This is a genomic window from Pseudomonas sp. GL_093, assembly GCF_057837605.1.
The window spans coordinates 4,563,618-4,590,606 of sequence record NZ_CM174448.1 but is presented as its reverse complement, the minus strand read 5'-3'; the positions used below and the strand labels follow the sequence as shown (position 1 = coordinate 4,590,606).

28 protein-coding genes and 1 pseudogene are annotated in these 26,989 nt (G+C 57.4%); 17 read left to right on the top strand and 12 right to left on the bottom strand.

What is annotated here, in order from left to right:
- Positions 1 to 77: 77 nt before the first annotated feature.
- A complete protein-coding gene (locus AC3IUE_RS21140) occupies positions 78 to 707 on the top strand; it encodes a LysE family translocator (RefSeq protein WP_046046699.1) in 630 nt (209 codons plus the stop codon).
- Between the two features lie 385 nt (positions 708 to 1,092).
- On the opposite strand, the gene AC3IUE_RS21135 is transcribed toward AC3IUE_RS21140, so the two are convergent.
- Complete coding sequence (locus AC3IUE_RS21135; protein WP_489263621.1) at positions 1,093 to 1,368, bottom strand: hypothetical protein; 276 nt, start codon at positions 1,366 to 1,368, stop codon at positions 1,093 to 1,095.
- A gap of 312 nt (positions 1,369 to 1,680) precedes the next feature.
- On the opposite strand from AC3IUE_RS21135, the gene AC3IUE_RS21130 reads away from it, so the two are divergent.
- The 8 genes from AC3IUE_RS21130 to AC3IUE_RS21095 all read left to right on the top strand — a co-directional run bounded on the left by AC3IUE_RS21130 (position 1,681) and on the right by AC3IUE_RS21095 (position 9,681).
- Entirely contained in the window at positions 1,681 to 2,814 is a 1,134-nt protein-coding gene (locus AC3IUE_RS21130) for an aminotransferase class V-fold PLP-dependent enzyme (RefSeq protein ID WP_489263620.1), read from the top strand.
- Positions 2,815 to 3,332: 518 nt separating this feature from the next.
- The gene (locus AC3IUE_RS21125; RefSeq protein WP_489268916.1) at positions 3,333 to 3,824 is read left to right on the top strand and encodes a Csu type fimbrial protein; all 492 of its coding nucleotides are present in this window, start codon (positions 3,333 to 3,335) and stop codon (positions 3,822 to 3,824) included.
- On the top strand, positions 3,818 to 4,357 hold the full coding sequence (locus AC3IUE_RS21120) for a Csu type fimbrial protein (protein ID WP_489263619.1): 540 nt from the start codon (positions 3,818 to 3,820) through the stop codon (positions 4,355 to 4,357). The genes AC3IUE_RS21125 and AC3IUE_RS21120 overlap by 7 nt, the downstream gene beginning before the upstream one ends.
- 17 nt (positions 4,358 to 4,374) lie before the next feature.
- Positions 4,375 to 4,911, top strand: coding sequence for a Csu type fimbrial protein (locus tag AC3IUE_RS21115; protein ID WP_489263618.1), 537 nt, complete (start codon positions 4,375 to 4,377; stop codon positions 4,909 to 4,911).
- A gap of 4 nt (positions 4,912 to 4,915) precedes the next feature.
- Positions 4,916 to 5,416 (top strand): Csu type fimbrial protein, encoded by a 501-nt coding sequence (locus tag AC3IUE_RS21110; RefSeq protein ID WP_489263617.1) that lies wholly within the window; start codon positions 4,916 to 4,918, stop codon positions 5,414 to 5,416.
- 26 nt (positions 5,417 to 5,442) lie between these two features.
- Positions 5,443 to 6,228 carry a fimbrial biogenesis chaperone gene (locus tag AC3IUE_RS21105; protein ID WP_489263616.1) on the top strand — a complete coding sequence of 262 codons (786 nt, stop codon included), beginning with the start codon at positions 5,443 to 5,445 and terminating at the stop codon, positions 6,226 to 6,228.
- A gap of 136 nt (positions 6,229 to 6,364) precedes the next feature.
- Positions 6,365 to 8,680 (top strand): fimbria/pilus outer membrane usher protein, encoded by a 2,316-nt coding sequence (locus AC3IUE_RS21100; RefSeq protein WP_489263615.1) that lies wholly within the window; start codon positions 6,365 to 6,367, stop codon positions 8,678 to 8,680.
- A 35-nt stretch (positions 8,681 to 8,715) separates the two neighbouring features.
- Positions 8,716 to 9,681 carry a Csu type fimbrial protein gene (locus tag AC3IUE_RS21095; RefSeq protein ID WP_489268914.1) on the top strand — a complete coding sequence of 322 codons (966 nt, stop codon included), beginning with the start codon at positions 8,716 to 8,718 and terminating at the stop codon, positions 9,679 to 9,681.
- Positions 9,682 to 9,692: 11 nt separating this feature from the next.
- Here the strand turns inward: AC3IUE_RS21095 and AC3IUE_RS21090 are convergent.
- The 3 genes and pseudogenes from AC3IUE_RS21090 to AC3IUE_RS21080 form a co-directional block, all read right to left on the bottom strand.
- A pseudogene (locus tag AC3IUE_RS21090) lies at positions 9,693 to 9,794 on the bottom strand (anti-sigma factor); the annotation flags it as partial.
- A gap of 495 nt (positions 9,795 to 10,289) precedes the next feature.
- Positions 10,290 to 10,604: a hypothetical protein gene (locus tag AC3IUE_RS21085; protein WP_489263614.1), complete on the bottom strand. Its 315-nt coding sequence runs from the start codon at positions 10,602 to 10,604 to the stop codon at positions 10,290 to 10,292.
- Between the two features lie 61 nt (positions 10,605 to 10,665).
- The gene (locus AC3IUE_RS21080; RefSeq protein ID WP_489263613.1) at positions 10,666 to 11,028 is read right to left on the bottom strand and encodes a DUF6463 family protein; all 363 of its coding nucleotides are present in this window, start codon (positions 11,026 to 11,028) and stop codon (positions 10,666 to 10,668) included.
- 222 nt (positions 11,029 to 11,250) lie between these two features.
- Between AC3IUE_RS21080 and AC3IUE_RS21075 the strand changes: the two genes are divergently transcribed.
- Positions 11,251 to 11,592 (top strand): cupin domain-containing protein, encoded by a 342-nt coding sequence (locus tag AC3IUE_RS21075; protein ID WP_489263612.1) that lies wholly within the window; start codon positions 11,251 to 11,253, stop codon positions 11,590 to 11,592.
- 114 nt (positions 11,593 to 11,706) lie between these two features.
- Here AC3IUE_RS21075 and AC3IUE_RS21070 read toward each other — a convergent pair whose 3' ends face one another.
- On the bottom strand, positions 11,707 to 12,363 hold the full coding sequence (locus AC3IUE_RS21070) for an FMN-dependent NADH-azoreductase (protein ID WP_489263611.1): 657 nt from the start codon (positions 12,361 to 12,363) through the stop codon (positions 11,707 to 11,709).
- A gap of 106 nt (positions 12,364 to 12,469) precedes the next feature.
- Here AC3IUE_RS21070 and AC3IUE_RS21065 point away from each other — a divergent pair, with 106 nt between their 5' ends.
- Positions 12,470 to 13,324, top strand: coding sequence for a LysR substrate-binding domain-containing protein (locus AC3IUE_RS21065; RefSeq protein ID WP_489263610.1), 855 nt, complete (start codon positions 12,470 to 12,472; stop codon positions 13,322 to 13,324).
- Positions 13,325 to 13,469: 145 nt separating this feature from the next.
- On the opposite strand, the gene AC3IUE_RS21060 is transcribed toward AC3IUE_RS21065, so the two are convergent.
- Positions 13,470 to 13,742, bottom strand: coding sequence for a hypothetical protein (locus AC3IUE_RS21060; RefSeq protein ID WP_046056783.1), 273 nt, complete (start codon positions 13,740 to 13,742; stop codon positions 13,470 to 13,472).
- A gap of 584 nt (positions 13,743 to 14,326) precedes the next feature.
- On the opposite strand from AC3IUE_RS21060, the gene AC3IUE_RS21055 reads away from it, so the two are divergent.
- From AC3IUE_RS21055 to AC3IUE_RS21045, 3 genes are all read left to right on the top strand, one after another.
- Positions 14,327 to 14,809 (top strand): HIT family protein, encoded by a 483-nt coding sequence (locus AC3IUE_RS21055; RefSeq protein ID WP_489263609.1) that lies wholly within the window; start codon positions 14,327 to 14,329, stop codon positions 14,807 to 14,809.
- A gap of 180 nt (positions 14,810 to 14,989) precedes the next feature.
- On the top strand, positions 14,990 to 15,385 hold the full coding sequence (locus tag AC3IUE_RS21050) for a hypothetical protein (RefSeq protein WP_489263608.1): 396 nt from the start codon (positions 14,990 to 14,992) through the stop codon (positions 15,383 to 15,385).
- A complete protein-coding gene (locus tag AC3IUE_RS21045; protein WP_489263607.1) occupies positions 15,386 to 16,261 on the top strand; it encodes a YecA family protein in 876 nt (291 codons plus the stop codon).
- A 146-nt stretch (positions 16,262 to 16,407) separates the two neighbouring features.
- Here the strand turns inward: AC3IUE_RS21045 and AC3IUE_RS21040 are convergent, their stop codons facing one another.
- Positions 16,408 to 18,384, bottom strand: coding sequence for an ATP-dependent nuclease (locus AC3IUE_RS21040; protein ID WP_489263606.1), 1,977 nt, complete (start codon positions 18,382 to 18,384; stop codon positions 16,408 to 16,410).
- A gap of 232 nt (positions 18,385 to 18,616) precedes the next feature.
- On the opposite strand from AC3IUE_RS21040, the gene AC3IUE_RS21035 reads away from it, so the two are divergent.
- Complete coding sequence (locus AC3IUE_RS21035; RefSeq protein WP_489263605.1) at positions 18,617 to 19,975, top strand: MATE family efflux transporter; 1,359 nt, start codon at positions 18,617 to 18,619, stop codon at positions 19,973 to 19,975.
- Between the two features lie 50 nt (positions 19,976 to 20,025).
- On the opposite strand, the gene AC3IUE_RS21030 is transcribed toward AC3IUE_RS21035, so the two are convergent.
- The 5 genes from AC3IUE_RS21030 to AC3IUE_RS21010 form a co-directional block, all read right to left on the bottom strand.
- Positions 20,026 to 20,727: a VIT1/CCC1 transporter family protein gene (locus tag AC3IUE_RS21030; protein WP_461999028.1), complete on the bottom strand. Its 702-nt coding sequence runs from the start codon at positions 20,725 to 20,727 to the stop codon at positions 20,026 to 20,028.
- Between the two features lie 31 nt (positions 20,728 to 20,758).
- Positions 20,759 to 21,736, bottom strand: a complete 978-nt coding sequence (locus tag AC3IUE_RS21025; protein ID WP_489263604.1) for an FAD:protein FMN transferase — start codon at positions 21,734 to 21,736, stop codon at positions 20,759 to 20,761.
- On the bottom strand, positions 21,720 to 23,900 hold the full coding sequence (locus tag AC3IUE_RS21020; RefSeq protein ID WP_489263603.1) for a PepSY domain-containing protein: 2,181 nt from the start codon (positions 23,898 to 23,900) through the stop codon (positions 21,720 to 21,722). The genes AC3IUE_RS21025 and AC3IUE_RS21020 overlap by 17 nt, the downstream gene beginning before the upstream one ends.
- Positions 23,901 to 23,925: 25 nt before the next feature.
- Positions 23,926 to 24,396, bottom strand: coding sequence for a DUF2271 domain-containing protein (locus tag AC3IUE_RS21015; protein ID WP_489263602.1), 471 nt, complete (start codon positions 24,394 to 24,396; stop codon positions 23,926 to 23,928).
- A gap of 91 nt (positions 24,397 to 24,487) precedes the next feature.
- Entirely contained in the window at positions 24,488 to 24,811 is a 324-nt protein-coding gene (locus tag AC3IUE_RS21010) for a PepSY domain-containing protein (RefSeq protein WP_149631324.1), read from the bottom strand.
- A 132-nt stretch (positions 24,812 to 24,943) separates the two neighbouring features.
- Between AC3IUE_RS21010 and AC3IUE_RS21005 the strand changes: the two genes are divergently transcribed.
- Both AC3IUE_RS21005 and AC3IUE_RS21000 read left to right on the top strand, forming a co-directional pair.
- The gene (locus AC3IUE_RS21005; protein ID WP_046046664.1) at positions 24,944 to 25,603 is read left to right on the top strand and encodes a response regulator transcription factor; all 660 of its coding nucleotides are present in this window, start codon (positions 24,944 to 24,946) and stop codon (positions 25,601 to 25,603) included.
- The gene (locus AC3IUE_RS21000) at positions 25,600 to 26,943 is read left to right on the top strand and encodes a sensor histidine kinase (RefSeq protein ID WP_489263601.1); all 1,344 of its coding nucleotides are present in this window, start codon (positions 25,600 to 25,602) and stop codon (positions 26,941 to 26,943) included. Before AC3IUE_RS21005 ends, AC3IUE_RS21000 begins: the two co-directional genes overlap by 4 nt.
- The last annotated feature ends 46 nt before the right edge of the window (positions 26,944 to 26,989 follow it).

Genomic DNA, 26,989 nt, shown 5'->3' with positions numbered 1-26,989 from the left:
AATCCATCCCCACTGTATCTGCTTCTGCCTAACTACTACCGGTTAGCATTACTTCTCACACAAGGAAGTATTGCTCTATGCCGGACGCCACTAACCTCTACCTATTCATTGTTGCCGCCTTGATGTTGCTGATCGTGCCTGGCCCTAACATGGCTATCGTCAGCAGCCATGCAGTCACCCACGGCTGGCGCGCCGGCCTCGCCGCAGCACTAGGAATAACCCTGGCCGATGTGCTGATGACCGTCATGGTTAGCGCAGGTCTCGGTGCGCTGGTGATGAGTTGGGCGCCGGCGTTTGACTTGCTACGGTGGGCCGGGGCTTGTTATCTGATGTGGCTGGCCTGGCAGGCATTGAAGACTCCTCCTGCGGATACTGATACTCAAGCTACACAGGCTTCGTTTCGGAAGATCTTTGCCCGAGCCACGCTCAACAGCCTGTTAAATCCCAAGGCGCTGTTGTTCTTCATGGTATTCCTGCCGCAATTCGTCACCGTAGGTGCCAGCAGCGTCACCTTGCAATTGATGTTCTTAGGTTTGTTGCTTGCGCTGATCGCATTGATCTTCCATTCCCTGCTCGGATTTTGCGCCGGACGGCTGCATGGACGCCTCAGCAAAGGCATGATATCTAAACGCCTTGGTGCTTATGGCTTCGCTGCGGTAATGACAGCTCTGGCGGCACGTTTACTGGTACTCAACCGGCCGCTTTAAAGGGTCGAGGCACACCGATTTGGCAGAATATTTTCCTTGCTGATCCGCACCGTCGAATACCGTGACCTAGACGAGATGTCCGCTATGGGTCCAGGCTGTGTGAAAACGTTTTAGAGCAGATTTGAAAGTCAGGACTGGAACGAAAATCGCGTTCCTACGCAAATTTCCGGTCTGCTGCTGAACCAAACGCTGGCAGATTTTACGTAGCAACGCGGACTTCAAAATGGCGCATGCGTTTTCACACAGCCTGGGTCGTTTTCTGCCTCTCGCGACAGGCATAAAACGGCCAAAAGCGGACTGTCATGAAGGGCCGAAATCGACCGAGGCCGTGTGAAAACGCAACGAATACGCCGAAAGCTGAGTCTGTTAGACCACAACACTTATTTTATTTCAGCTCCGTTCTTATTTCGGTTCCGGGCACGAAATATTTACTGGGATCATTGACCTTCTTCAGGTCAATCAGGGCTCGGCAAATGCAATGTGAGAATTGTTTCTGCAACATTTCGGGGTCTTTCCATGCCATTTGCGATGCTTGCAATGGTTGTCCCTCGGACGATTTATAGCAGACACAATTATCAAGTCGGGTGATGCCGTTATCATTTGTGCTTTGACAAGCAGTGGCAAGCAAAGAGATCGCGATGAGCATTACGAAGCGTTTCATTGGCTCCCCTCCGTGGCTGTTGTGAAGGGCTAACTTTAAATGGGCCGCAGTGGGGTGATAAGCCCGACATTAGAAGGAAGCTTAGCTCTCATTTTCCATCGCTCCATCCGCTGGCTGCTTTTGATCGGCTGCTGCGCTTCGTAACGGGTCGTTATCGACCGAACGTAAGGAGGTAGGAACCTTTAAGGGTAATCGACCTGATAATGCCAGCCGCTCGACAGAAGTCGCAATTCGATCCCGAGCAATCTTGTCATTTGCCAAGGCTTAGGGCAGGGTCGATACCACTGACATCTCTGCCAAAGGAGTCACCCCATGTCAAAGCTATATCCCAGTATCGATCCTGAGGGGCTGGTCGAGTACTCAGTGGTCTACACCGACCGCTCGCTCAACCACATGTCGCAGTCATTTCAAGGCGTGATGAAGAACATTTCCAGGACCCTGAAACAGGTCTACAACGCCCAGGCAGTTGCGGTGGTCCCGGGCAGCGGCACATTCGGCATGGAAGCGGTGGCGCGACAGTTTGCCACCGACCAGCAATGCCTGGTGATACGCAACGGCTGGTTCAGTTATCGCTGGAGCCAGATCCTTGAGATGGGCAACATCCCGGCGGCCACCACGGTGCTGAAAGCCCGACCGGTCGACACGGGTCGCCAGGCTGCCTACGCCCCACCCCCACTGGACGAAGTGCTGGCAGCCATTGCGGCGCAGAAGCCGCAGATTGTCTTCGCCCCCCACGTTGAAACCTCATCAGGGATTATCCTGCCCGACGAGTACCTGCGGGCCGTCGGCGACGCCGTGCATGCGGTGGGTGGCCTGTTCGTGCTGGACTGCATCGCCTCAGGCACGCTTTGGGTTGATATGCAGAAATGCGCAGTCGACCTGCTGATCAGCGCACCGCAGAAAGGCTGGAGCGCCTCCCCTTGCTGCGCCCTGGTGATGCTCAGTTCTTTGGCCCTCGAACGCATCGAGCAGACGCATAGCAGCAGCTTCGCCTGCGACCTGAAAAAGTGGCTTCAGATCATGCAGGCCTACGAACAGGGCGGACATGCCTACCATGCGACCATGCCCAGCGATTCCCTCGCGCGGTTTAACGAAGTGATGAAAGAGACGCAAGCCTACGGTTTCGACAAGGTCCGCGGCGAACAACAGGCTCTGGGCGATCGGGTGCGCGCAATGTTGACCGGCAAAGGCATCAAAAGCGTGGCCGCAGCCGGCTTTCAGGCCCCTGGCGTAGTGGTGAGCTACACCGATGATGCCGACATCAAGAGCGGCAAGAAATTTGCCGACCACGGCCTACAGATCGCCGCCGGAGTGCCGTTGCAATGCGACGAGCCGGCCGACTTCCAGACCTTCCGCATCGGTCTGTTCGGACTCGAAAAGCTGCACAATATCGAGCGCACGGTCAGCACCCTCGAGCAGGCACTGGACGAGGTGATGGTTAACTAAGCCCTCATCTTGCCCGCAGCACACACCGGACTTGTGAATTCCAGGAAGGCATCCTGCCCTGGGCACTGCCGGCCCATGGCGCTGATCTTCGACGAATATGACGCTGGTCGCCCGGACGTCACGTTAGAACCATAAGGGAACGCCCGTGCACGCGTCTTACTGACACGTGCACCCTTCAGCGCTATCAGAAAAGGTTTCCAACCAAGCCTTTCATGGGGCGGATGATTGGCGGCTGTATGACTTGGATCGACCCAGGCTGTGTAAAAACGCAGGCACCGTTTTGAAGTCTACGTTTCTACGTAAAATCTGCCAGTGCCTGGGTTAATCAGCAGACCTGAAACTTGCGTAGGAACGCGATTTTCGTTCCGATTCAGCCCCCCCACGCTCGGCGTCAAGACCTGATCCGACTGGCAGATTCCCCCTGCGTTGCTAACCTCATACACAGCAATCACCCCTGTACAAGGATTGGGGCAGTGAAGGGACACGCAGTCTTGGCAGTCTTGGCAGTTGTGAGCGCGATGCTCTGCGACATGGTTTACGGTGCACAGCTCCAAGTGGAGGTGCGCATTGACGTACAGCGTGGTTGCCAATTGGTGGGTACCACTCGCAGTACCGGTATCGAACAACTCGGGGTGCTGGACTTTGGCAGTGGCCCGCGCCTGGATGACCCCGCGGGCCCGTTGAGTGCCGCGCTGATTAGCCAGCGCCAACCACGCCTGGAGTGCAACCCGGATACGCCCTATCAGGTACGAGTCGACGGTGGCCTGCACGGTGGCGTTGGCGAGGTGCGTTACCTGGCTGCCGCGTCTGCGTTAGGCAAACCCATTCCCTATCGGATTTATACCGACGCCGCCCGGCGAATCCCTCTGGCCGTGGATGTGCCGGTCAGCGGTCGTGTACCGGCTTCAGGGTCGGTGGATTTGCCGCTTTACGGGCGTATCGAGCCGCTCAAGGACATTCCCCAGGTGGGACGCTATTCCGACCTGCTCAAGGTGACGGTGACTTGGTAGCCTGCCGTTGGGCCTTCGCGGCGCTGGCCGGCCTGTCGCTGCTGGCCGATGACGCCGACGCTGCTGTCAGCGGGCAGATTCACGCGCGGCTGGTGATTACCGCCAGCTGCGAGGTGAGCAAAGGCACCGAAAGCGCTCCGGTCAGCCCGGACGGCCGGGTCGCGGTGCTGGATTTTGGCAACCATGGCCCGACTTGGGACAACCGCTCGAGTGCCGAGATCAGTGACAGTGAAAGGGCGCCGTTGGCGGTCTCTTGCAACCCGTCGGTCAGCAGCTTCACTGTGACCATCGATGGTGGTGCCCATGGCGACGGCAGCACCCGGCACCTGAGCAATGGTCGACAGACCATTCCCTATCGTCTTTCTGCCGATGCTTCCGGTCGCAACACCTACAGCATCGGCCAACAACGCAATTTCGTCGTGTCCAAGAGCACACAAATACCGATTCCGGTATTTGGCTCGGTGGAGGCGAACACCAGGGCCTTACCGGCCGGGATCTACACAGACACCCTGACGGTGACACTGGATTGGTAAACCATAAGGAGAACATCATGCATGCACTTGTCTCGAAAGTAGGCCTTCCGTTGATGGCGCTGGTGTTGGCCTCCAGCGCTCAGGCGGCGACCACCGTGACTGGGCAGATCAGTTCCACCCTGATATTGACCAACAGTTGCCTGGTCAATGGCGTGGGCGGTACCACGGGCTTGAACTTCGGTACGCTCAATTTTGGTACCACCAACAGCCAGTTCACCACGGCCAACGGCCAAGTGCTGGGCGGCGGTGGGGGCGCCCTGTCCATTCAGTGTTCTTCGGGCACCTCGCCGGTGATTACCGTGGGCGCAGGGTCCTATGATGGCCAATCGACGGGCGGTACCCGGGCACTGTACGACGGCGTTGCCAATTATGTGCCTTATGACTTCTACACCGACTCCGGGCATTCGACGCTCCTGGCTATCAATGGAACGATCAACGTGGGCGCGAGCACCGGCCTGGCGCAAACCGTGAATATCTACGGTCAAGCCGTGGGCAAGACGGGGCTGCCGGCCGGTACTTACACCGATACAGTATCCGTGCAACTGACGTTCTAGAGCCATGAAGGGCGTCTGGTACACGACGGCGGCGGTGGTTATTGGCTGGGGGATGCCGCTGTCACTGTTGGCGGTCACCGGCCAAACATTCCAGGTCAGCGCGACGATCACGCCGGGTTGCCTGGTGGTCGGCGGCGGGTCGAACTATGGCAGCCTGACCTTCGGCACCTATTCGGCGTTATCCACCAGCAGCGTCTCCGTGCCGCTGAGCGGCAGTGTGACCCTGCAATGCACGCCGGGAGTGACCCTGAACATGAGCGTCGATGGTGGTTTGTACAACAGCAGTGGTCGGCACCTGCAGCTCAATAGCGGCAGTGCACAGGTGGCGTACCAGTTGTTTCGGGATGCCGCGCTGAGCCAGAGCCTGGGGATCAGCCAGAGCGTCAGCGTGGCCTACAGCAACGCCAACAACATCACCCTGCCGATTTACGGACAGGTGCAGTTACCGGGTAATCAGCCTGGGGGGACGTACAGCGACGTGTTGCAGGTGCAGCTGTCGTGGTAAGGCTATTGGCATAAGGAGTGGGGTCTATGTATTCAGCTTCCCGGCGGTTATGGGTTGCAGGTTTTATCGGGCTGGTGGCGTTGGGCATGGGAAAGGTTCAGGCCGCCAGCTCCGTGCTGATATGGCCCATTGATCCGGTTCTGGAAGCGGATCAGCAGGCCAGCGCGTTGTGGCTGGAGAACCGTGGCACCGAGACTGCCAACCTGCAAATCCGTGTGTTCGCCTGGAGCCAGAGCGGGTTTGATGATCAGTACCAGAACCAGCGCGACGTGATAGGCAGCCCGCCTGTGGCCAAGATCGAACCTGGGCAGAAGCAACTGGTGCGCCTGACCCGAACCCGGGAAGTGCCGCCGGGCCAGGAGCTGGCCTATCGGATCATCATCGATGAAATCCCTTCGGCGACGCCGGTAGCGCCACCGGCCGATGGCAAGACGGCTGCTGCCATCCGCTTTCAGATGCGCTATTCGGTGCCGTTGTTCGTCTATGGCCCCGGCCTGTGGAGCAAGGACGACAGCACCCGCCAGCGGGACCCGAAAGGCGCGGGCAAGCCTGATCTGAGCTGGAAGAAGGTCACCGTCGCCGGGCGTAACTATGTGGAAATGCGCAATCAAGGCGCGGTACACGCCCGCCTGACTGATGCCGCGCTCAAGCAGGGCGGGCAGCCTCGGCCGCTGGTGGAGGGCTTGCTCGGCTACGTGCTGCCGGGCGCGACCATGCGCTGGCCGATACCGGATACGGTGCCGGCCGATCAGCCGTTGCAGGTGCGGATCAACGGGGCAACAAACGTGGAAAACATTACGCCCGGACGGTAGTGCCGCGGTCTGGAGTGTGATGCAGGGGCAGCCCCTGCTTTTAACAGGATGGAGATGTCCTTTGAAGGACGCAAAGCCTTGATGAGTCTTGATGAGGCATGATCGGGATCGTTATCTGTGGCGATCGGTGTTGGCAATGAGTGGCCTGTATGGCCTGGTGTTCGCGCCTCTGGGCATGGCCGCTGCGTTGCCGCCACCCCCCGGCAACATGGAGGCTGTTGCCGATGCACAGTTATTTCTGGAGCTTGTGGTCAACCAGATGGACACCGGCCGGGTGGTCGCCGTCAATCAGCGTGCCGAACGGTTGTTTCTGCCGGCGGCCACCTTGCGTGACGTGGGTATGAAACTGCCCGCTGACGTGACCGAAGAAGTCGCCCTCGACAGCCTGGCCGGGCTGCACAGTGACTACGACAGACAGGGCCAGCGTTTGTTGCTGAATGTGCCGCCAGCCTGGTTGCCGGATCAGCTCATCGGTAGCCGTAGCAACTACCCGCGTACCCAGGCGATGACCAGTTTTGGCGCCTTGCTCAACTATGACGCATACCTCAACGACACCGACGACAGCGGTACCTACCTGGCCGTCTGGAATGAAGTACGGCTGTTTGACACCTGGGGCACGCTGTCCAACACCGGCCAGTATCGCAGCACCATTGGCTCCCAAGTGGAAGGCAGCACCCTGAACAATGGCTACCGGCGCTATGACACCACCTGGCGCTTCTCCGACGATGAGCGCCTGCTGACTTACGAGGCCGGCGACGTGATCAGCGGTGCGTTGCCCTGGAGCAGTTCGGTACGCCTGGGTGGTGTGCAACTGTCCCGGGACTTTGCCGTGCGCCCGGACTTGGTGACTTACCCCTTGCCACAATTCGCCGGTGAGGCTGCCGTGCCATCGTCGGTGGACCTGTTTATCAACGGTTATAAATCCAGCAGTGCCGACCTGCAGCCGGGGCCCTACACCCTGACCAATATTCCTTTTATCAACGGTGCAGGCGAAGCAGTGGTGGTCACCACTGATGCCCTGGGTCGACAGGTTTCGACTACGGTGCCGTTCTACGTCACCAGTACGCTGCTGCAAAAAGGCCTTTCGGATTTTTCGGTGGCCACCGGTACTCTGCGCCGGGACTACACCGTACGGGACTTTGGCTACGGGCCCGGGGTGGCCAGCGGCAGTTTTCGTTACGGGTTATCGGACACGCTCACCCTGGAGAGCCATGCCGAAGCCTCCAATTCCCTGACCCTGGGAGGGCTGGGCGGCAACCTGCGGCTGGGCAACTTCGGTGTGCTCAACACGGCCCTCAGCCAAAGCCAGTTCAACGGCGAGAAAGGCCAGCAATTGAGCCTGGGCTATCAGTACAGCAGCCAGCGCTACAGCCTGTCCTATCAGAGGGTACGGCGCCGTGACCAGTACGCCGACCTGACCCTGATCGACACGCCATTCGCCAGCCTCAGCAAGCGCAGCGAACAGGTGACCCTGAGCCTGAGTCTGGACAGCTACGGCAGCATTGGCGCCGGCTATTTTGATGTGCAGGCGGCTGATGATTCACGCACGCGGCTGTTGAACCTTACCTGGAGTAAACAGCTGTGGCACAACACCAGTTTCTACCTGTCCGCCAACCGCGAGATTGGTGACAGCAACTGGGCCATGCAGGCGCAACTGGTGATCCCCTTCGACATGTACGGCAGCCTGAGCCTGAGCAGTGAACGCAGCCAGGCCGGGGAAAATCGTCAGCGGGTCAACTACAGCCGTGCGGTCCCCACCGATGGCGGCGTTGGCTACAACCTCGGCTACGCCCATGGCGACGGTCCGGTCTATCGCCAGGCGGACCTGATCTGGCGCTTGCAGTCGGTGCAGTTGCAGGCTGGTGTGTATGGCAGCAGCGATGCGCAAACCCGTTGGGCGGACGCCAGCGGCTCGCTGGTATGGATGGACAAGCAAGTATTTGCCGCCAATCGGGTCAATGACGCCTTTGTGGTGGTCAGTACCGATGGCTTTGCCGGCGTGCCGGTGCTCTACGAGAACCAGAAAGTGGGGGAAACCGACCGCAACGGGCATTTGCTCGTGCCCTGGAGCAGCGCCTATTACCGCGCCAAGTATGAAATCGATCCGTTGAACCTGCCGTCCAACGTGCAAACCCAGCAGGTCGAACAACGCGTCGCGGTTCGCCGAGGCAGCGGCTACGTGCTGGAGTTTCCGGTGCACCGAGTCATTGCGGCCAGCATCACGCTGGTGGACGCCCAGCACCAGAACCTGCCCTTGGGCAGCCTGGTGCAGCATGAACAAAGCGGCGCGCAGGCGGTGGTGGGCTGGGATGGCCTGGTCTACCTGGAAGGCTTGGCGCAGCACAACACGTTGCGGGTGACCGTGGGCGAAGGTCACACCTGCCAGGCAACATTCGATCTGGACATCAAGCAGGAGCAGGTGCCGCTGATTGGCCCGCTGGTTTGTCAATAAAGTGAAGGAGTGTGGACGTGCGGTTCAAGCAAGGGTTGTACCCGCTGCTGCTGCTGGCAAGCCTGGGTTTCGTGGCACAGGCGAAGTCGGCTTGCTCAGTGGTGTCGACCGTGCCGGCCAGCTTCGGCTCGGTGAGTTCGATGACGGTGCGCACCGCCGTACAGGCCAGTTCGACCACCAACGCCGGCCTAAGCTGCGGGAGCACGCTGATCTCGCTGTTGGCGGCCAACGATCACTTCTATGCAACGATCACCTCGGCGACCAGTGGCATGGTCGGCCCCACGGGTGATGTCATCGGTTATACGATTTACGCCAATAACAGCACCAGTTACCCGATCACTCGCGGGACCCAGTTCGACTTTTCCAGCAACAATATTGCCCAGAGCCTTGGCCTGGTATCCGGGCCAGGCAACAAGACAGTGCCGATTTACCTGGACAGCATTACTGGCAGTAACGTTGCGGCCGGGGTCTACAGCGAGACCTTGAGCATCTTCTGGAGCTGGAACTACTGTCATACGCTGGGCACTGGCTCCATCTGCCTGGGGCGGGATATCGGCACCGGCACCGCCAGCCTGACCGTCAGCATGACCGTGACCAACGACTGCCAGATCACCGCGCCCAACATCAGCTTTGGCAGCGCACCGGTGGTCAGTGGCTTCAGTGCCGTGACCGGGCAGACCATCAACATCGCCTGCACCAAGGGCAGCGCCTACACCGTGGGCTTGAGTGACGGCCAGAACCCGGTAAGCGTGGGCGGGCGGCGGCAGATGATCTCCGGCGGCAATCTGCTGGCCTATGACATCTTCAAGAGCGCCACCACCACCCGTTGGGGCAGTGTGACGACAGCGCGCCGCGCCAGCTCCACGGCCGAGGTCAACCCGGGCAACGGCCTGGGTACCGGCAGTCAGATTTTCAACTACAACGCCAAGATCTACACGGACCAGAACACCCCACCGGGGGGGACGTATATCGACAATGTGGTGCTGGACGTAGGCTTCTAGAGCCGCAGGGTTTACTTGAGCATTTGTGTGGTCGGCTGGTTCGACGGGCTGACCATTGCATAGTTATAACCGCCGCCGGACCAGTACTCGGCTTGCAGCCCATCGGAACGTCGGTCATGGGCGGAACGCTGCTGAGGGTCATCTGCCGCGCTTGCGTTGTCTGGTCGCAATTGAGGATGATCGTCAGCATCGTGCAGTTCTCTGCTGATCATGGTTACGAAACGTATTGGTCAATTCCGATGCAGATGCCTGGTCAGTGGCAATACAAACGGATGGTCAAGTGGAGTGCAATTTCGCCCGGGCAAACCTACGGGATTCTAAGCGTGGCATTACGAAGTTCAGGGAGAGGCGTGGTGTTTCAGCGGTGGTTTTTTCGCGCTGTAGGTTTTCGGCATCCTTCAGACGTTAGCTTGATTGAAGCTCTCCAATTTTGTACGCGATCAGCTCTTGCAGGTGCCGAAGATTGCGATCCTCAATGCCATGCAGATGGAGTATTGAAACGGTACGGCACAGTAGGGATATGTCGCTGCAGACATAGCGGGCGAGCGAGATCGTCGAGCAGTTGCGGCGTAACTGGTGCTATTACGCAACCTGTAATGCCCGTTCACTTACCTAGACCCAGCGCTCAGTGCATGCTCTTGGGTTTTGGTCCACAGTCGATGCATGCCATCGACTAGATCCTGGGCAATCGCCTGCTGCTGAACAGGATCACGCAAGATCACCAGATCTGCACGAATTAGCGAAACCATGTCGATATTAACCTCCGGGTAGCGCCAAAACAGTTCGGTGTCTTTGCCCGAGGTGCCCGGCACCAACTGGCTCAATTTGCAAAGCGCCTTGAGCTTGGCGGCTTCAATCTCCTCCGTTGAACAATAGCCAAAATAGAAGCGGTGATTTAACACGATATCGGCGTAGCCCTCCATGGTGAATCGCACCTAGTTTCGTAGACGCACCCGAGTGGCTGCTTCTGCCTTGAACCGTTTGTCAGGCGTACAAGCCATACCCTGCCGCGATGATCAGCGGAGAAACCAGTAGCGTTGCCCAGAACCCCGATTTTGGAACAGCAATGACGCAAATGATCGAGATCATAAGCACATAGATGCCAACCATTTTAAGTAGCGCGAGATCGCCAACGGCTACGGCGTGAATCGCTGTCTGCCCTGCGAGCATAAAAAGCGGCCCCAGCATGGTAAACCAGAGGGCAGTACGCCGATTTTCGTGCGCTTTGAATTGGTCAACGAAGCCAGAGTCTACGGCGGCGGCGAATGCTGTTTTGAACTTGATGATACCGAATGGAACATGGAGGACGCCCAAGGCGAACAGGGTCCATGCGACGATGTTTGACATGTCTTATAGGCTCCGTAACGGTAAGCGCAACATGGGTGACGCAAGGACTGCTGCCCTCTAATGAAGCTATCCATTTGCCATCACCGTGTCCACCATTCACTTTTGGTCGATAACAGCCTGTCGCGAAGGGCGGTAATCGACCCTTTGTCGCCTGCCGACTGATCACACCTTTTAGGGTCTCTACTTCTAGTTAGGCCCTGTATGTACAGTTGGGAGCGCGCGATGAGCAACGAACAGGCTGCACCCGAGACGAAAGGCGTTTCGGTGACGTTACTGGCAACGATTGACCTGGGTCCTGAGATCGAGGGAATGGCAGGGCGCCAACTCAGAATGCGCAGGGTGACCATCGAGCCTGGAGGCGTCTTCGGGCCGATTCACAACCATGTAGACCGACCCGGCACCGTCTACATTCTGCAAGGAACGATCACTGACCATCGAAATGGAGTCGCCACGGATTACGGGCCAGGAGTGGGCTGGCCCGAGGACAGGAACACCACTCACTGGCTTGAGAACAGAGGCACGATTGCGGCGGTGGAGATCTCGGTCGATATTGTCCGTGTTTAGTCCTGAAATAGGTTTATACCTGTTTCAGGACTAGACAGTCGGGCCTTGCTTTACGTACCGGCGAGTGTGCTGCCAGCCGTGTTTGTAATGAATCGATATACAGCCGGGACGGCCTCAACAGCAGGGGGCCGTCAGCGACAAACTGTCTGCCAGGTTCCTGGCCTGCTGAGTCGCGCTCTCACGCGCGCGCCGATCAACGTCTTCCCCCAGGATGGTTTTCTCCACAATCACCGAATGCACATCCGTGACGCCGATAAATTTCAGCCAGGCTTCCACGTAGGGCTTCTGGAAGTCGAAGCGCTCCGCCGGTGTGATCGACTGCGCCGAAAAATCCAGGCCGCGGGCGTACATCACCACGGCAAGTTTGTTGTGCAGCATGCCTTCCAGACCGCGTTCCGGGTCAACGCTGAACAGAATGTCTTTCTGCGATACCAGGTCGATGAAGTGCTTGAGTTTGTACGGGATGCTGAAATTCCACAGTGGTACGGACATCACGAGAACATCCGCGCGGTGCAGGTGACTGGCCAACTCTTTTAACGTGTTCCAGGCGCTTTGTTGTGCGGCAGTCAACGGCGTGCCATTGAGCCCGGCATATTTGGCCTCCATGGCCAGATCATCGAATTCCGGTAGCGCCATGTTCCAGAGGTCGAGGGTGATGATTTCGGTGTCCGGGGTGTTTGCTTGATAACGCGCAATGAAGCTGCGGGCGACTTCAAGGGAAGCCGAACGCTGCTTGCGTGGAGAACACTGAATATGGAGAAGAGTCGTCATGGCACACCTTGGATGATGGGGAAGCAGGGCAGGTGAGAGCATTGCAACATAGTTATATTTGAAATATAAATCGTAAATTCCTGCTCAATTGATCACGTATAAAACTATGTTCGATGCTCTGCTGCTCAAGACATTTGTCACCGTCGTCGATGAAGACGGCTTCAGTCGTGCAGCCCAAAAGTTGCACCTGACTCAGTCGGCGGTCAGTGGCCACGTGCGGCGATTGGAAGAACAGATTGGTAAACCCCTGTTGACGCGCACCACCCGTTCCCAGCAACTGACGGCCGATGGCGAGCGCCTGGTCTCTTATGCGCGCACGATCCTCGCGCTGAACCGTGATGCCTGGACAGACCTGACACGCACGCCGTTTCACGGGCGGCTGCGGATCGGGGTGTCCGAAGATTTTGTCGAGTCTCGATTACTGCGCACTGTTCAGGATTTCGCGGCGCAATACCCCGGAATGAAGATCGAGGTGCAGGTGAACATTCCGGGTACGTTACTGGCGCTGATGAAGCAAGGGCATCTGGAGGTGGTCATCGGTTCGCTGTGCGAAACCAGCGAAGCGGGGCTGTTGCTATGGCAAGAACCGCTGGTGTGGGCCTGGTCGGCGCAACCCGTCACCCGGTTACCCACGCCGTTGCCACTGGCCCTGTTCCCCGAGCCGTGCCCTTATCGCGAGGCCGCGCTGACTAGGCTGGCGCAGGCGGGAATCGCCCAACGCACGGCGATGTTGTGCAGCAGCACCGCCGGGTTGCGCGCGGCGGCCCTGGCAGGCTTCGCGGTAGCGCCCATGCCACTCAGTCAGTTGGGGCAAGGATTGGCTGTTGTTGGGGGAGAGCACGGGTTGCCGGATTTGCCGGATGCGCAATGTCGGCTGTTCACCTCGCCTGAAGCGGATCAGGCGATTGTGGCGGCGGTCACTCAGCTGATTGTGGAGTATTGCTCGAAGCGGAGGGCTTGATTGTCATTTCAAGGGCCTGCTTGAACGTCTCGAGTACGCGGTCTTTGCCTTCCTGAGGGAAGGTCAGCCGTCTGTTGGATGCGGGTGAACCACTTTGATCATGGACACAAAAAAAACGGGCGCCCATTGAGGCGCCCGTTTTTACTTACTCCTTCACCTGCGCTCGTAAGCGTCGACCGATCACGTCCATCAAGTCACAGCCGTCGCGTAACGGAATGACTAACAGCTGAGAAAAGTCTTTCAACACCACCGTGTCACAACCGAGTTCGGCGCGGTAGGCGATGTTTTCCAGCACCTGCGTGACCGTACGAATGCGGTAATCGGCCATGGCTTGCAGGACGTCGAGTGGGGCTTGGGTGTCGATGAGCAGGGAAGCCGGGATCAGGTCGATTCCGGTGAGGGGCATGTATCTTTCCATAGGTGAGATCTCGTTCAGTTAGATGAGACCGCCAACAGATCGTCGCCAAACGAATAGGGTGGCAGTTGCGCGCAGGTTGGCGAACCGGGAACGAGTAACCGGCAGACCCGAAGGTCTCCCGCGCGCAACCGCCATAGTACAGCGGTTTTGCAGTTGCGACGACGCCTGCAAATGAGCAGGCGGCCCTCGCATTCGTATCTCGGGTCGCCAAACCCGAATCGCCATTTTGGGCGACGAGATGGACTATAGGCTTCATCAGAACGGCGGGAAAGGTGAGGGATTCCGAGGTTTGTGTAGGAATTTTTATGGTGGTCCTAGGACCGTTACGCCCCTTCCGTGAGCGACTGCTATCGGCCCAGAGTGTGTAAAAACGCTTCGCCAAAATTGCAGTGCGCGCGTCTACGTTAAATCTGAAATTTATCGGCACATCAGCAGATGTGGATTTTGCGTAGACGCGCGATTTCCAGCCCGGTTTTGAGTACCTTTCGCGCTGAAAAATGTTTTTACACAGTCTCGGCCAATAGCGGACATGGTGAAGTGACTTTGGTACCCTTCTGCTTCGACTACCCAGGACATATTCGCATATGGAAATTGCGCCACATTTCATCGTCCATGAAACCGACCATTGGATACTCAATCATCATTTAGCGAGCGCGCTTCCCGGCTATTTGATGCTTGGGGCGAAGATCCAGACCACATCACTGGCTGAGCTATCGCCTGACGCACTAGCAGAGCTGGGATATCTGCTGGCCAAGACCCAGCAGATAATTGAGCGGCAACTCCTGCCAAAGCGGCTCTACATCAGCCGCTTCGGTCATGAACCGGGCTTCCCCATCCACTTCCATTTCATACCCGTCTACCAATGGGTCGAAGAGCTGTTTTGGAAGGATGCGCGATATAGGCTACTTGAAACCTTCGCTCACCCAGAAAACGCTTCCTCGTCGACTGACGGCGCAGAGCTGACTTTATTCATATGGCGAGAATTTGGTGAAAGCCCCACTCCACCACAGATTCAAGGTCCCTCTATCAACGAGGTCATCAAGGATCTGCGAATAGCTTTCCTTTAATCGATGCAATCGGCCGACGTCGTCTTGACCATTGTCCATTTTGGTTTGTGGATTCATCTGGTCGATGCAACACACTAGATTCTGTGTAAGCATAAGGAGTGTTTCAGATGAAGCAGAGGCCTCGCTCCATCATAAGCAAGCACAAACTTAAACCAACCAGACAGCCAATATACTTATAATATGAAAATTGAAGTATTGACAGACCGTTACTACGAAGGCTCCATTTCCAACGAAGCAGGGCCTTTTAAAAAGTGGATGAGAGTTCACCACCCAGAAATAGAAGTTGCAGTGCCTAACGGGGCTACGAAGTACGACCTCCATGATTACTCAATAATCATGCCCTTCGTTAGTTTGGCAATCGACATGTCACTACAGAATTATTTAACGCTGGTAGCCGAGTACATCAAAACCATTACGAGTGACAAACTTGAAGGTGAAACTGACGTAGTGCAGATCAATGCACTCTATCACGACGACAACAAGGGAATTAAAAAAGAATTTAACTTTAAAGGCAGCCAAGAAGCACTTCAAAAAAGCATTAAAAAATTTGATCTAAACAAATTCATGGAGGAATAAATGTACGGCATTGAGCTATTGGCAGGGCGCCTCAATTCAGCAGAGGACGACGTATCAGAAATCGTCAATTTGATTGACTCTCGGCGTTACGATGACGCGCAGGCTCTCTCGACGCAGGCTCAGGAAAAAATTTCGAAGATCAAATCCAATGCCTCCGACGGCCAAATAAAAAATGAAGCTTACATTTACGATTGCTTTTTCAGTATGCTTTCAAATGTGGCTCGTTTTTGGAAATGCATTGAAGAGCAAACCTATTACGACTCGTGGTGGCGTCTTCACGATACTTTTGACGACCTTAGATGCTTGAGAAAATTTTACAAGCGCAACAATAGAACAATTGACTTTCTAGTCAAGCAGATGAAATCGATTGAAGGAATATATCCATATAAAATTTTTTCTAGCCCTGGCTTCATCGTAGAACGTTACGACTGCAGTATCTGCGACAAAGATATGGACGGGGATGAATGCCAGCATTTCAAGGGTGAGCTATATGATGGTGAGATGGCGATTGCGATAGCGAAAACCATCAAAAGCATCGACCACTTTGCTTTCGTATACAATCCTAAAAACAAACGTCTTGCTATTAGTGGTGGCGATGGCCTTACACAGTTTAATATTTTCAAGGAGTTAGTCGAGCATTTTGATCAAAACAGAAATTCGCCACTGGGATTTACTCACGCTAAGATTTTCGAATTTATGAGAGACAAAGACACCCTCAAAAAGACTGCCAGGAATGAAGCGTGTCATTGCGGCAGCGGAAAAAAATTCAAGAAATGCTGCATAAACACCCCACAAACTAAACAGATTCACGTCGACTTTTATCCAGGCCACCTATTGAAGCGCATGGACGCAGAAAGAAAAAGCCTAATGATCTAACAAGCTTGCCTCCTGCGTATCTGCGTTAAAAAATGACACCGCGTCGCGACACGCTTCGACTAACCAGCTGCTGATATCGGGTATGAAAAGGGTGACAGATTTATTTAATCAAAAAATAAATCCGTCCCCATTGTTGTTGAGCCTAGCTACTCATCATTCTGAGTCTTAAAACGGATATTATCTTTGAGGCCGTTTTCCTCCGCCCATTTCCGCACAATTGTCCTTAAAGTCAGCAGAAAGTCATTTCCTTCAAGAATTTCTTTAGGGATCGGCTCATGCTGCTCTGAGGACATTAGGTCTGTCAGGATTTCTTGGACGACTTTAGCTAAATCATCTTGCTCGGATATTTGAAGATAAGCATTTAGTGGTTTGTCTTTCGACGCTTCATCTCCGCCTAAAAAGCGCTCGAAGTCTGGAATGCTGATTCGATGGCGAACCGATACCTCTGCTTGTCGAGCCGACAAAACTGCGTCTCGAATTTTCTTATTTTCTGTCCACATTCCATTTTTATGACCATTCGATTTATAAGGAGGATCCGCATCGTGCACCAGTCCAAAGTCTATTTTGAAGTGGGTCATGACTTTTATTAACGGTACTAAAATTGCTTTGCCTCGGGCACGAATTATAGTGACTTGGTCAATCAACTCATGTTGGCGTTCAATGATCGATGCCATGAATGCGGCATGCTCCGTGTCGCCTTCAACGAGTATCGGATACGATCCAAAAAATACTTCTGAAAAACTGGGGTCGATGTGTTGTAAAGCTTGAAGGCGTTTTTTGTCGTCCCCTTCAAACTGTATCAAGTCAGATCGATACGTCTTCGGCGCTATAGGTGCGTCATCAGCATCTTGGGGCCGTTCGAGCCGTTCGAGCCGTACGATTGTAGTGTGATCCTCAAAAGGGTTTATAAAGTATGGCGAGTGCGTGGTCATAATGACCTGCCAGTCAGGGTTCTCTGCCAATTTATACAGATGACGTTGAGCGGCACGAGCAGCCATTGGGTGTAAGGCATTTTCCGGCTCGTCAATCAAGAGTAGGTATCCAGGAAATGCCGGATCGTCTGGGCTTTCTGGAATGGGGGCTCCACTTTCATGAGCATCAAGCCGCGCATGAGCATGAGCTAATAACTCAGCCAGCTGATCGGCGTTCTCTCCTTTAGGTGGTTTTGTAACTTTCTTGGTAAGTTCAGAAATTTCCTTTTCTACTCTTTTTTTGTATTCGTCTCGTACTTCCTTGTCTCGATTAAGTTCGTTGTGTACTTGTAGCATCGCCCAAAATAGAGCTCTTCGTGCTCCAGTACCTTGCTGTATCAGCGCGGTATCGGCAGCACCATCTTTGACCCTCAGGCTAGATCCACTCTTGACAAGATCAGTTACCTTAGGTGCTAAGGGAGCAGCGCCGACTTTCAGACTGACATCAAGCATAGGGAACACACTTTTGAATCCAGTCGAAACTCTGCCAGCGATTTCGTTGAAGTGTTCTTGGTGCTGTTCACTAAGCAAATTCATGCTTTGTGAAACGCTAGCTATGGCTATTGCTAGATCCGAAGCCGGGTCGTTCCGGGCTTTTTCTAAGCCGGCTAGAAGCGGTGAAAGGGCGAGAGTAAGGAGCATTTCCTCTGTCTTGGCCGCATCATCTAGAGATCCAATTCGAAGAGAGCGTGGCAGTCGAGAGTTAAAAACGGGATCAGCGCCTCCGGCCTTACCGTCTTCTGCCCAATCGCCGTTCCCTTCAGGTCCGGCAGTCGGGTCCCAGGTCGATCTGACTTTCTGAAAGCTCGGAGCGCACCACTGCCATCGACTTTTTACGATCTGAAGACCATCTTTTTCGTATTTCCATTTTGCATCTATGTTCCCAATGCCTTCAGGAATATGCACCTCAAGGAGAACCTCAGAAGGTTGGTCATCTAAAGCGTGTTGGTAACGATCTCGTGATACGTCAAAAGCAGGAGATCCACCCCCTCTGGCGAGCTCATATGCCCTGAGAATTGTCGATTTGCCTGCGTTGTTTTTCCCTACTAGGCAAACAATATTATCGAGCTCAATTTGTACGCCTTCGTCCCCGATACACCCTATGTTGCGGGCCGTCAGTCGCAGCAATTTTGAACGATTTTCTACTGGCATCATTCCTCCGATGAATGTGATTGCACTTACAGCAGGTATTCATTTGTGAATTGCCGCGTTTTGGGACATACAGTCAGGCATGCTCCTCCGAGTGCGGAGACACAGAGCCTAGCTGGAAGCCAGCAAAATGCCATGACGTAACGCATTGCTTGAATTCTAATGGGTGCTATTAGCAATCTAAAGTCACTGCTAGCCTAAGCGCCCCGCGTATCCGAGATGGAACTTCCCCTCAATGCAAACCCCCGCCACCCAACACCCCCTCTGGAAAACCTACCTCCTTTTCCTCGCCCCCATGGTCCTCTCCAATTTCCTCCAATCCATGTCGGGCACCATCAACAGCATCTACATCGGCCAAATGCTCGGCACCCAAGCGCTGGCTGCCGTCTCCGGCATGTTCCCCATCGTCTTCTTCTTCATCGCCCTGGTCATCGGCCTCGGCGCGGGTGCCGGCGTGCTCATCGGCCAAGCCTGGGGCGCGCGTGAGCCGCATCTGGTGAAAACCATCGCCGGCACAACCTTGCTGTTAGGCGCAATGATCGGCCTGACAGCGGCAGTACTCGGCAGCGTGTTCGCAAGGCCAGCCCTGGAGGGCTTGGGCACACCGGCCGACGTTATCGACGACGCCGTGTCCTACGCCCACGTGATGATGTGGATCATGCCGTCGCTGCTGGTCTACGTGCTGTTCACCCAACTGCTGCGCGGGGTGAGCGATACGGTGTCGCCGCTGATTGCGTTGGTGGTGTCGACGTGTATCGGGTTGGCGCTGACGCCGGCGTTGATTCGGGGTTGGTTCGGGTTGCCGATGATGGGGATTCAGAGTGCGGCGTATGCGGGGTTGGCGGGGAATTTGTCGGCGATGGGGTGGCTGGCGTGGCGGTTGATTCGCAAGGGGCATCCGTTGGCGCCGGATCGGGAGATGTTTGCGGCGATGCGCCTGGATCTGGTGATTCTCGGCAAGGTGTTGCGCATCGGGTTGCCGACCGGGTTGCAGATGGTGGTGTTGTCGGTGTCGGAGCTGGTGATTCTGGCGCTGGTGAATCAGCACGGTTCGCAGGCGACGGCGGCGTATGGGGCGGTGACGCAGATCGTCAATTACGTGCAGTTTCCGGCACTGTCGATTGCGATCACGGCGTCGATCCTCGGTGCTCAGGCAATTGGGGCAGGGCGGCTTGAGCGCATGGGGCCGATTCTGCGCACGGGGCTGTTGATCAACGTGTGCCTGACCGGTGGGTTGGTGGTGTTGGGTTATCTGTTGTCGCACTGGTTGCTGGGGTTGTTCCTCACGGATGATTCCACCCGGGCGAAGGCGGAGCATTTGTTGCACATCATGCTGTGGAGTCTGTTGGTGTTCGGCTTCCAGGCGATTGTCGGCGGCATCATGCGCGCCAGCGGCTCGGTGCTGGTGCCGATGGCGATTTCGATTTTTTGTGTGGTCGGGGTGCAGTTGCCGGTGGCGTATGTGCTGGACGGGCAGTTCGGGTTGCAGGGTGTGTGGATGGCGTTTCCGGTGGCGTATCTGGGGATGCTGATGTTGCAGACGGCGTATTACAAAATGGTCTGGCAGCATCAGAAGATCGAGCGGTTGGTGTAGGGGGGTGAAGCAGGTGTAAACCTATTCCAGGACTAGATAGGACGCCCCCGCTAGACCACTGCGCCAAACACGTGCCCCACCAGTGCCGTAATCCCCATGGCCAGAGCCCCCCAGAATGTCACGCGCCAGGCGCCGGTCAGGACCTTGGCCCCGCCTGCCTTGGCGGCAATGGCGCCCAATGATCCTAAAAACACCAGCGACATGGCCGATATCCAGGGCCCGACGCTGTGCTGCGGCGCGAAAAAAGTCACGGCCAGAGGCAACGCGGCACCCACCACGAAACTGGCGGCGGAGGCCAGGGCGGCCTGCAAGGGTTTGGCGGTGAGGGTGGCGCTGATGCCCAGCTCGTCCCGGGCGTGAGAGCCCAATGCGTCATGGGCCATCAATTGATCGGCCACTTGATGCGCCAGTTCGGGTGATACGCCGCGATGCATGTAGATGTTGGCGAGCTCGATGTGTTCGGCTTTCGGGTCGCTCGCCAGTTCTGCCCGTTCGCGGGACAGATCGGCCCGCTCGGTATCGGCCTGGGAGTGCACGGAAATGTACTCGCCTGCGGCCATGGACATGGCGCCGGCCATCAGCCCCGCCATACCGGTAACCAGCAACGTGGCGTGGCTGGCGTTGGCTGCCGCGACACCGATCAGCAGACTGGCGGTAGAGACAATCCCGTCGTTGGCGCCCAGGACGGCGGCGCGCAGCCAGCCGATACGATCGCTTCGGTGTGCCTCGGTGTGCCTGTGCATGAACTTCATTGTTTAACGGGACTCACTGTCATTAGCCGGTTCACATCGGACGGGTTTCAATCTGCGCCTGCAACTGGCCGCCGACAATGGATATTTCTTTGAACTGTTCACCCTCGCGCAGTACGAACAACGCGTCCATCCCGCGCTCCTGAGCCAGACGTGGGCCCTCTGTTTCGCCCAAGACTATCAGCGCCGTGGCCCAGGCATCGGCGAGCATGCACGAGGCCGCCACCACGGTGACGGCGGCGAGCGGGTTGCACAGCGGCGCGCCGGTGGCCGGGTTCATGGTATGAGCATAGGACTGACCGGCCACATCGACCCAGTGGCGATAGTCCCCGGAGGTCGCGATGGCGGCATCGCTAAGTTCCATCACGCCCATGACTTCACGCACGCCCCGGTTGGGCTTTTCCAGGGCCACGGCCCAGCACTGGCCGTCAGGTTTGACGCCCCGGGCGCGCATCTCGCCATCGATGCCGACCAGGTAGCAAGTAATGCCCAAACCCTCCAGGCAACGCGCCAGTTCATCAACGCCAAAACCTTTGGCGATGCCACTCAAATCAAGGTTCAGCGGTACGCGCTTGCGCACCTGATTGCGTTGCGGGTCAACCACCAACGCGGCGCTGGCTAACAGCCGGGCGCGGGGCGCAATCGTGCCGATCGCCTGCTCTGTGACTGTTTGCTCCCCAGGGCCGAACCCCCAGGCGTTAACCAGATCACCGACAGCGATGTCGAAGGCGCCGTCAGATTGCTGACTGACACGCAGTGCAGCAGACAGCACCACGGCCAGTTCCTTGGGCACTGACACCCATTCCTGCTCTGGGGCGGCGTTGAGGTGGTTGAGGTCCGAGTCGGGTTTCCAGGTGGACATTTGCTGGTCCACCCTGGCCACGGCGCGCGCCAGGATATGGCCAACTTCGTCGGTATCGATCCCGGCCCCGGCATAAAACAGGGCGGTGTAGCGGGTGCCCATGGTTTCGCCGTTCAGGCTATAGCGCTGCAACTCAGTAGACGTCTTCACGGTAGCGTCCTTGTGCCTTGAGGGTCAGCACACTCAGGTTGAGAGGCGCCAACACTTCATCGAGGGCCTGCATCACGCCTTTGGCCATTTCGCGGCTGCCACACACCAGCACCTGAGCACCTTTTTCAATCAGCCGGCGCAAGGCCAGGGCATCGCCGATCAGCCGGTCTTGCACGTAGCTGCGGTCCTGAACCTGAGAGAAGGCGGCGCGCAATGCTGTGAGGCGCCGGTCCGACAAGTATTGGTTGAGCTCCGGTTCATAGAGAAAGTCCGAGGCCGGGTTGCGCCCGCCCCAATACAAGTGCATCGGGTGTCGGGCCTTGTTGTTGCGAATAAAACCGGCCAGAGGACCGATGCCGGTACCGGCGCCGATCAGGATCACCGGGTGCGTGCCCGATGCCGGACGAAATTGCGGGTTGGGCTGGATAAAAGCTTCGATCTGCGCGCCGATGGTCAGGCCATGAAGAAATTCCGAGCACATGCCACCGTTGTGTTTACGCACACAGATCTCCAGCACGCCGTCCTGCGAACCGCTGGCCAGCGAGTAGAAACGTGGAATCGGGCTGCCCGGTGGCAGAATCCCGACCAGGTCACCGGCCAGAAAGCCCGGCAGCTCGCCGGGTGCTTTGAAGCGCAGTACGTGGGTCGGCGCATTCACCTGTTCGCCATAGGCAATCCGCTCTGTCAGCTCCAATTGATGCGTACGCGGCTGCTGCGGGGTGTGAACCAACGTCAGGTCTTGCCCCAACACTTCGCCCAACGCGTGGCCCCAGCGCGCAAATTCCTGAGAGGACTGGCGGTTGACGGTTTCCAGCCCCAGTAACGGCGAGCCACCGGCCTGCAACATCGCATCCTGCACCTGATGGGCGTACTGACAGAACTGCGCAAACTGGCGGTCGCCCAAGCCCAGCACAGCAAAGGGCGGGCCGGGCTTGAGGCCGGTTTTGGCCAGCCGCGCCAGGAACTGCGAAGCCGAGGCCGGCGCATCGCCGTCACCGTGGGTCGCGGTGAGGATGAACACCCGTTGGGCATTGCGGTAATCGCCCACCCATTGATTCATCGCCGCGCTATGCACCTGATGGCCACTCTGGTGCAAGGCGTCGTGCAAGGTTTTGGCAAAGCCCCAGGTGCTGTTGTTTTCACTGCCCACCAGAATCACGCTGTCGGCGGAGTGGGCAGGGCTGTTGTGGCGAATGTTCGGGCCAGCCTTGCGGCGGCGCCACCACAACAGGATGCCGGTCACGCTCATCAACGGCACGCAGAGGGCGCAGAGCCCCAGCGGCAGGCCCAGCCACCAGAGGCCTTCGCCGGTGTGCAGTTGATAGATCCATTCGTAGAGGTTGTGCATCGAGTCGTGGGCTTGATAGGACAACAAGGTGCCGCTGGCCTGATCCACGTAGCCGTCGCCCTGGGCCGTGCGCAGGGAAAACACATCGTGCGGGTTGCCGGGGCTCGGGAAGACCAGCTCGCGCAGGTCATTCAAGTCGGTGGCCTGCAAGGCTTGCAGGTTCGCCACCGGCAAGGCCGGGCCGGCGCTGACGTGGGCGGGGAAGGCGGGTTCACGTTGACTGCCGTCGGCGATAAAACCAAAGGTGGTGGCGGACATATAGAGCCCGCTGAATGCCGACAGCAGCAGCCCGAGCAATGCCAGTCGCCCGACTTCAGCATGCCAGCGCTGACTGAAGGTGCCCCGCAGTGGCCGCAGCAGGTTGCGCCAGCCACCCAGGCGCCGGGCCAGCAATAGCGCACCGGACACCGACAGCATCAGCATGAACAGCGCGCCGACACCCGATACCCCATGGCCCGGTGTACCTAGAAACAGCGAGCGGTGCAGGTCTTTCACCCAACGTGAGAACGCGGATGGCTCGTAGGGCGTGAGGCCTTGGCCGGTCAACGGGTCGACCTTTTCGGCGCCGGCCTGACCGTTCTGGTTGTAGTAGACGATGATCGTCCCGGACGCTGTGCGCTGGATCTGCTCCACCCCCGGGAAGTGGCTGGCAACGCGCCCGGCCAGTTGGCCGACGTTGAGTTGCCCGGCCATGGTGGCGGTGCTGTGCAAGCGTTCCAGGGCCGGGTCGACAGACAGGAGCGCGCCGCTGATGGCCAACAGCATGACCAACAGGGCGGCGATCAGGCCAGGTAGGGAATGGAACTGGCGAAGCATGTTCAGCCTCCAGAAATGGCGGGTGCTACAGATCGTAAGTAAAGGAGTCGACGTAGGTGCTGCCGGCCGCCGGCTTGCCTGCGCCCTTGGACGTCAGGGGCACGCTGACATCGGCGCGGGCGTCACGTTTGTCCTCGACGGCGCTGTCGATGCGGATCTGATACCCGGCATCAATCAGGGTGTCTGCCAGTTCGACGCTGACTTTGAGCGTGCGCCCACTGCCGACACTGGCGCCGCTGACCCCGTCAAACTCGCTCTGGCTCATTGCGCTGCCACGGGCCCAATCGCCCAGGTGCTTGTAGTACTTGGCCTTCTTGCCGGCCACCCAGAGGGTTTTCTGATATTGGCCATTGGCGTCGGTGACGTAGATCGCCAGGTAGGCATCATTGCCGCTGTAGTCCTTGAGCTGTGTGGTCAAGGTCACTTCACGGGCCTGGGCCAACCCCGGCAGGGCAATGGCGCCGGCGAGGCAGGTTGCTGCGATGATCTTTTTCATGGAAGTGTCCTTTTGATCGTTAGGTCGAGAGCCTGGACCTGCTGGCTGACAGCAACCTGAAGGCAGGAAAAACGCGTCGACAGTTGGGGCGTCATTCGGTGAGCGGGCTGCCGAGGTAATCCCTGGCATCGCCGTCGTCCCGGAAATGGATCTCGAGTGTGTGCAGGCGCAGCGATGCCGGCGAATAGCTGGCTTCGATGGCATTGCCTTTGCGGTCCAACCCCTTGAGCTCGTAACAACCGTCGTCGACCTTGATGCGCTGTACGCTCCAGCCGTATTGCCGCTCTACCTGCTGACGCAAGGTTTCGCGCGGTTGCCAGTCGCTCACCGGGTCGCGGCAGTCGTCATCGGCAAGGGCGTAACCGCTGAGCAGCAGGCTCAACAGCGCGGCATTGGCAATAAAACCTGATTTCATGATCTGTCTCCTGCCGAGGTCGGCGTCTGTGGCATACCCTAAAGTGCATTCCTGACAATCAGCTGAATCTTCAGATTCACGTCAGGTAAGGCGATTAAGGTGCTGCATGACAACCATCACAGGAGGTGCCAGATGCGGGTTTTATTGGTCGAGGACGCACCAGGCTTGGGGGAGGCGGTGCGCGAACAGATCGCCGATGACGGTCACGCAGTCGATTGGGTGCAGCGTCTGGACCATGCGCGCAACAGCGTGCGCACCACGCCTTACGACCTGATCCTGCTGGACCTGATGCTCCCGGACGGTCGCGGGCTGGATTTTTTGCGTCAGCAACGCTCGGCAGGGGACGTGACCCCGGTGATTATCCTGACTGCCCAGGATCAGATTTCCGAACGCATCGCTGGCCTCAACGCGGGCGCCGACGACTACCTGGTCAAACCGTTCGACCTGTTTGAGCTCTCGGCCCGTGTGGCGGCGGTGGCTCGGCGCTATAGCGGCAACCCCAATCCGCAGATCAGGCTCGGTGATTTGCAGGTCGACATGAGTGCCCGTACGGTGCAGCGAGCCGGTGCGACGGTGGACCTCACGGCGCGGGAGTGGGCGCTGTTCGAGGCGTTTGTGCAGCGCCCCAGCGCGCTACTGTCCAAGTCGCAGCTTGAAGAACGGCTGTATGCCTTCGGCGCCGAAATCGAGAGCAATACCATCGAGGTCTATATCAGCCGTCTGCGTAAAAAACTCGGGCGCGACCTGATTGAAACCGTGCGCGGCATGGGCTACCGGTTGATGTCCGCATGAAGCCGTCATCAAGCCTGCAAAAACGTCTCGGCCTGGGATTAACGTTGGGCACGACCTTACTTTGGCTGGCGGCGACCGTCGGCGCCTGGCTGGTGGTGCAACATGAATTGAACGAGGCGTTCGACAGTGCGCTGGAAGAGACCGCGCAGCGCATCCTGCCCCTGGCCGTACTGGAAATCAGCAACCGGGAAAAACCTCGTGAGGCACAACATGTCGCCACCCTCAAAATGCACAAGGAATACCTGACGTATCTGGTGCGCGATGCCAAGGGCGAGATCCTGATGCAGTCCCACGACGCCAATCCGAAGATCTTCAATCAACAACCGGCCGAAGGCTTTTCAACCACTAAAAAATACCGTCTGTACGGCGCCAGTGCGCTGCGTGAGACGGTGTTCATCGAAATCGCCGAACCTCTTGAGCATCGCCGTGAAGCCGCGCGGGAAGCTTTGCTTGCCTTGTTGTTGCCGTTATTGGCGTTGATTCCCATCAGCCTGTTTGGCACCTGGATGTTTGTGCGCATCAGCCTGCGCAGTGTATTGGCCTATCGTCGTGCCGTGGAGGCTCGCGGCGTGGGTGATCTGTCGCCGATCAACGTGGCGCGATTGCCGGCGGAAATCGCCCCACTGGCCGAGGCGGTCAATCATCTGCTGGAGCGCTTGCGCAAGGCCTTGGAGACCGAACGCAGCTTTACTGCCAACAGCGCCCATGAACTGCGCACGCCACTGGCCGCGACGCTGGCGCAGATCCAGCGTTTGCGTCACGAAGCACCTGAAGGCCCGTTGCGGTTACGCGCGGCTAAAATCGAAAACTCATTGCGCGAGCTGACGCGGCTATCGGAAAAACTCATGCAGTTGGCCAAGGCCGAGGGGGGTGGGCTGTTGTCCGAAACGCCCCAGGACCTCATTCCGTTGCTGGCCCATGTGGTCGATGAATGGAATCACAGCAGTGGGCACCGGATCGAGTTGCACCTGCCAACCCAGACGAGTGTGTACTCGACGATTGATCCGGACGCCTTCGCAATCCTGTTGCGCAACCTGATCGAGAATGCGCTCAAGTATGGCGCCACGGATCAACCGGTCGAAGTCAGCCTCACCGACCAAGCGCTCCTACGGGTGGTCAATGGTGGCCCGACGGTGCCCGAGCCGGTGTTGCAGCGCCTTACCGAGCGCTTTGTGCGGGGTAACAGTGAAACCAGCGGCTCAGGGTTGGGGTTGGCGATCGCCAAAACCATTGTTCAGGGCGTCAACGCGAAAATACGGCTGGTATCGCCGGCGACAGGTCGAACAGAAGGATTCGAAGTCTGCGTCTGGTTTGCGCTCGCGTCGACTGTCGAAGGCTGAGGGCGATGCCAGATATCACCGTTGACTGGCTGTCCAGACACTCGAT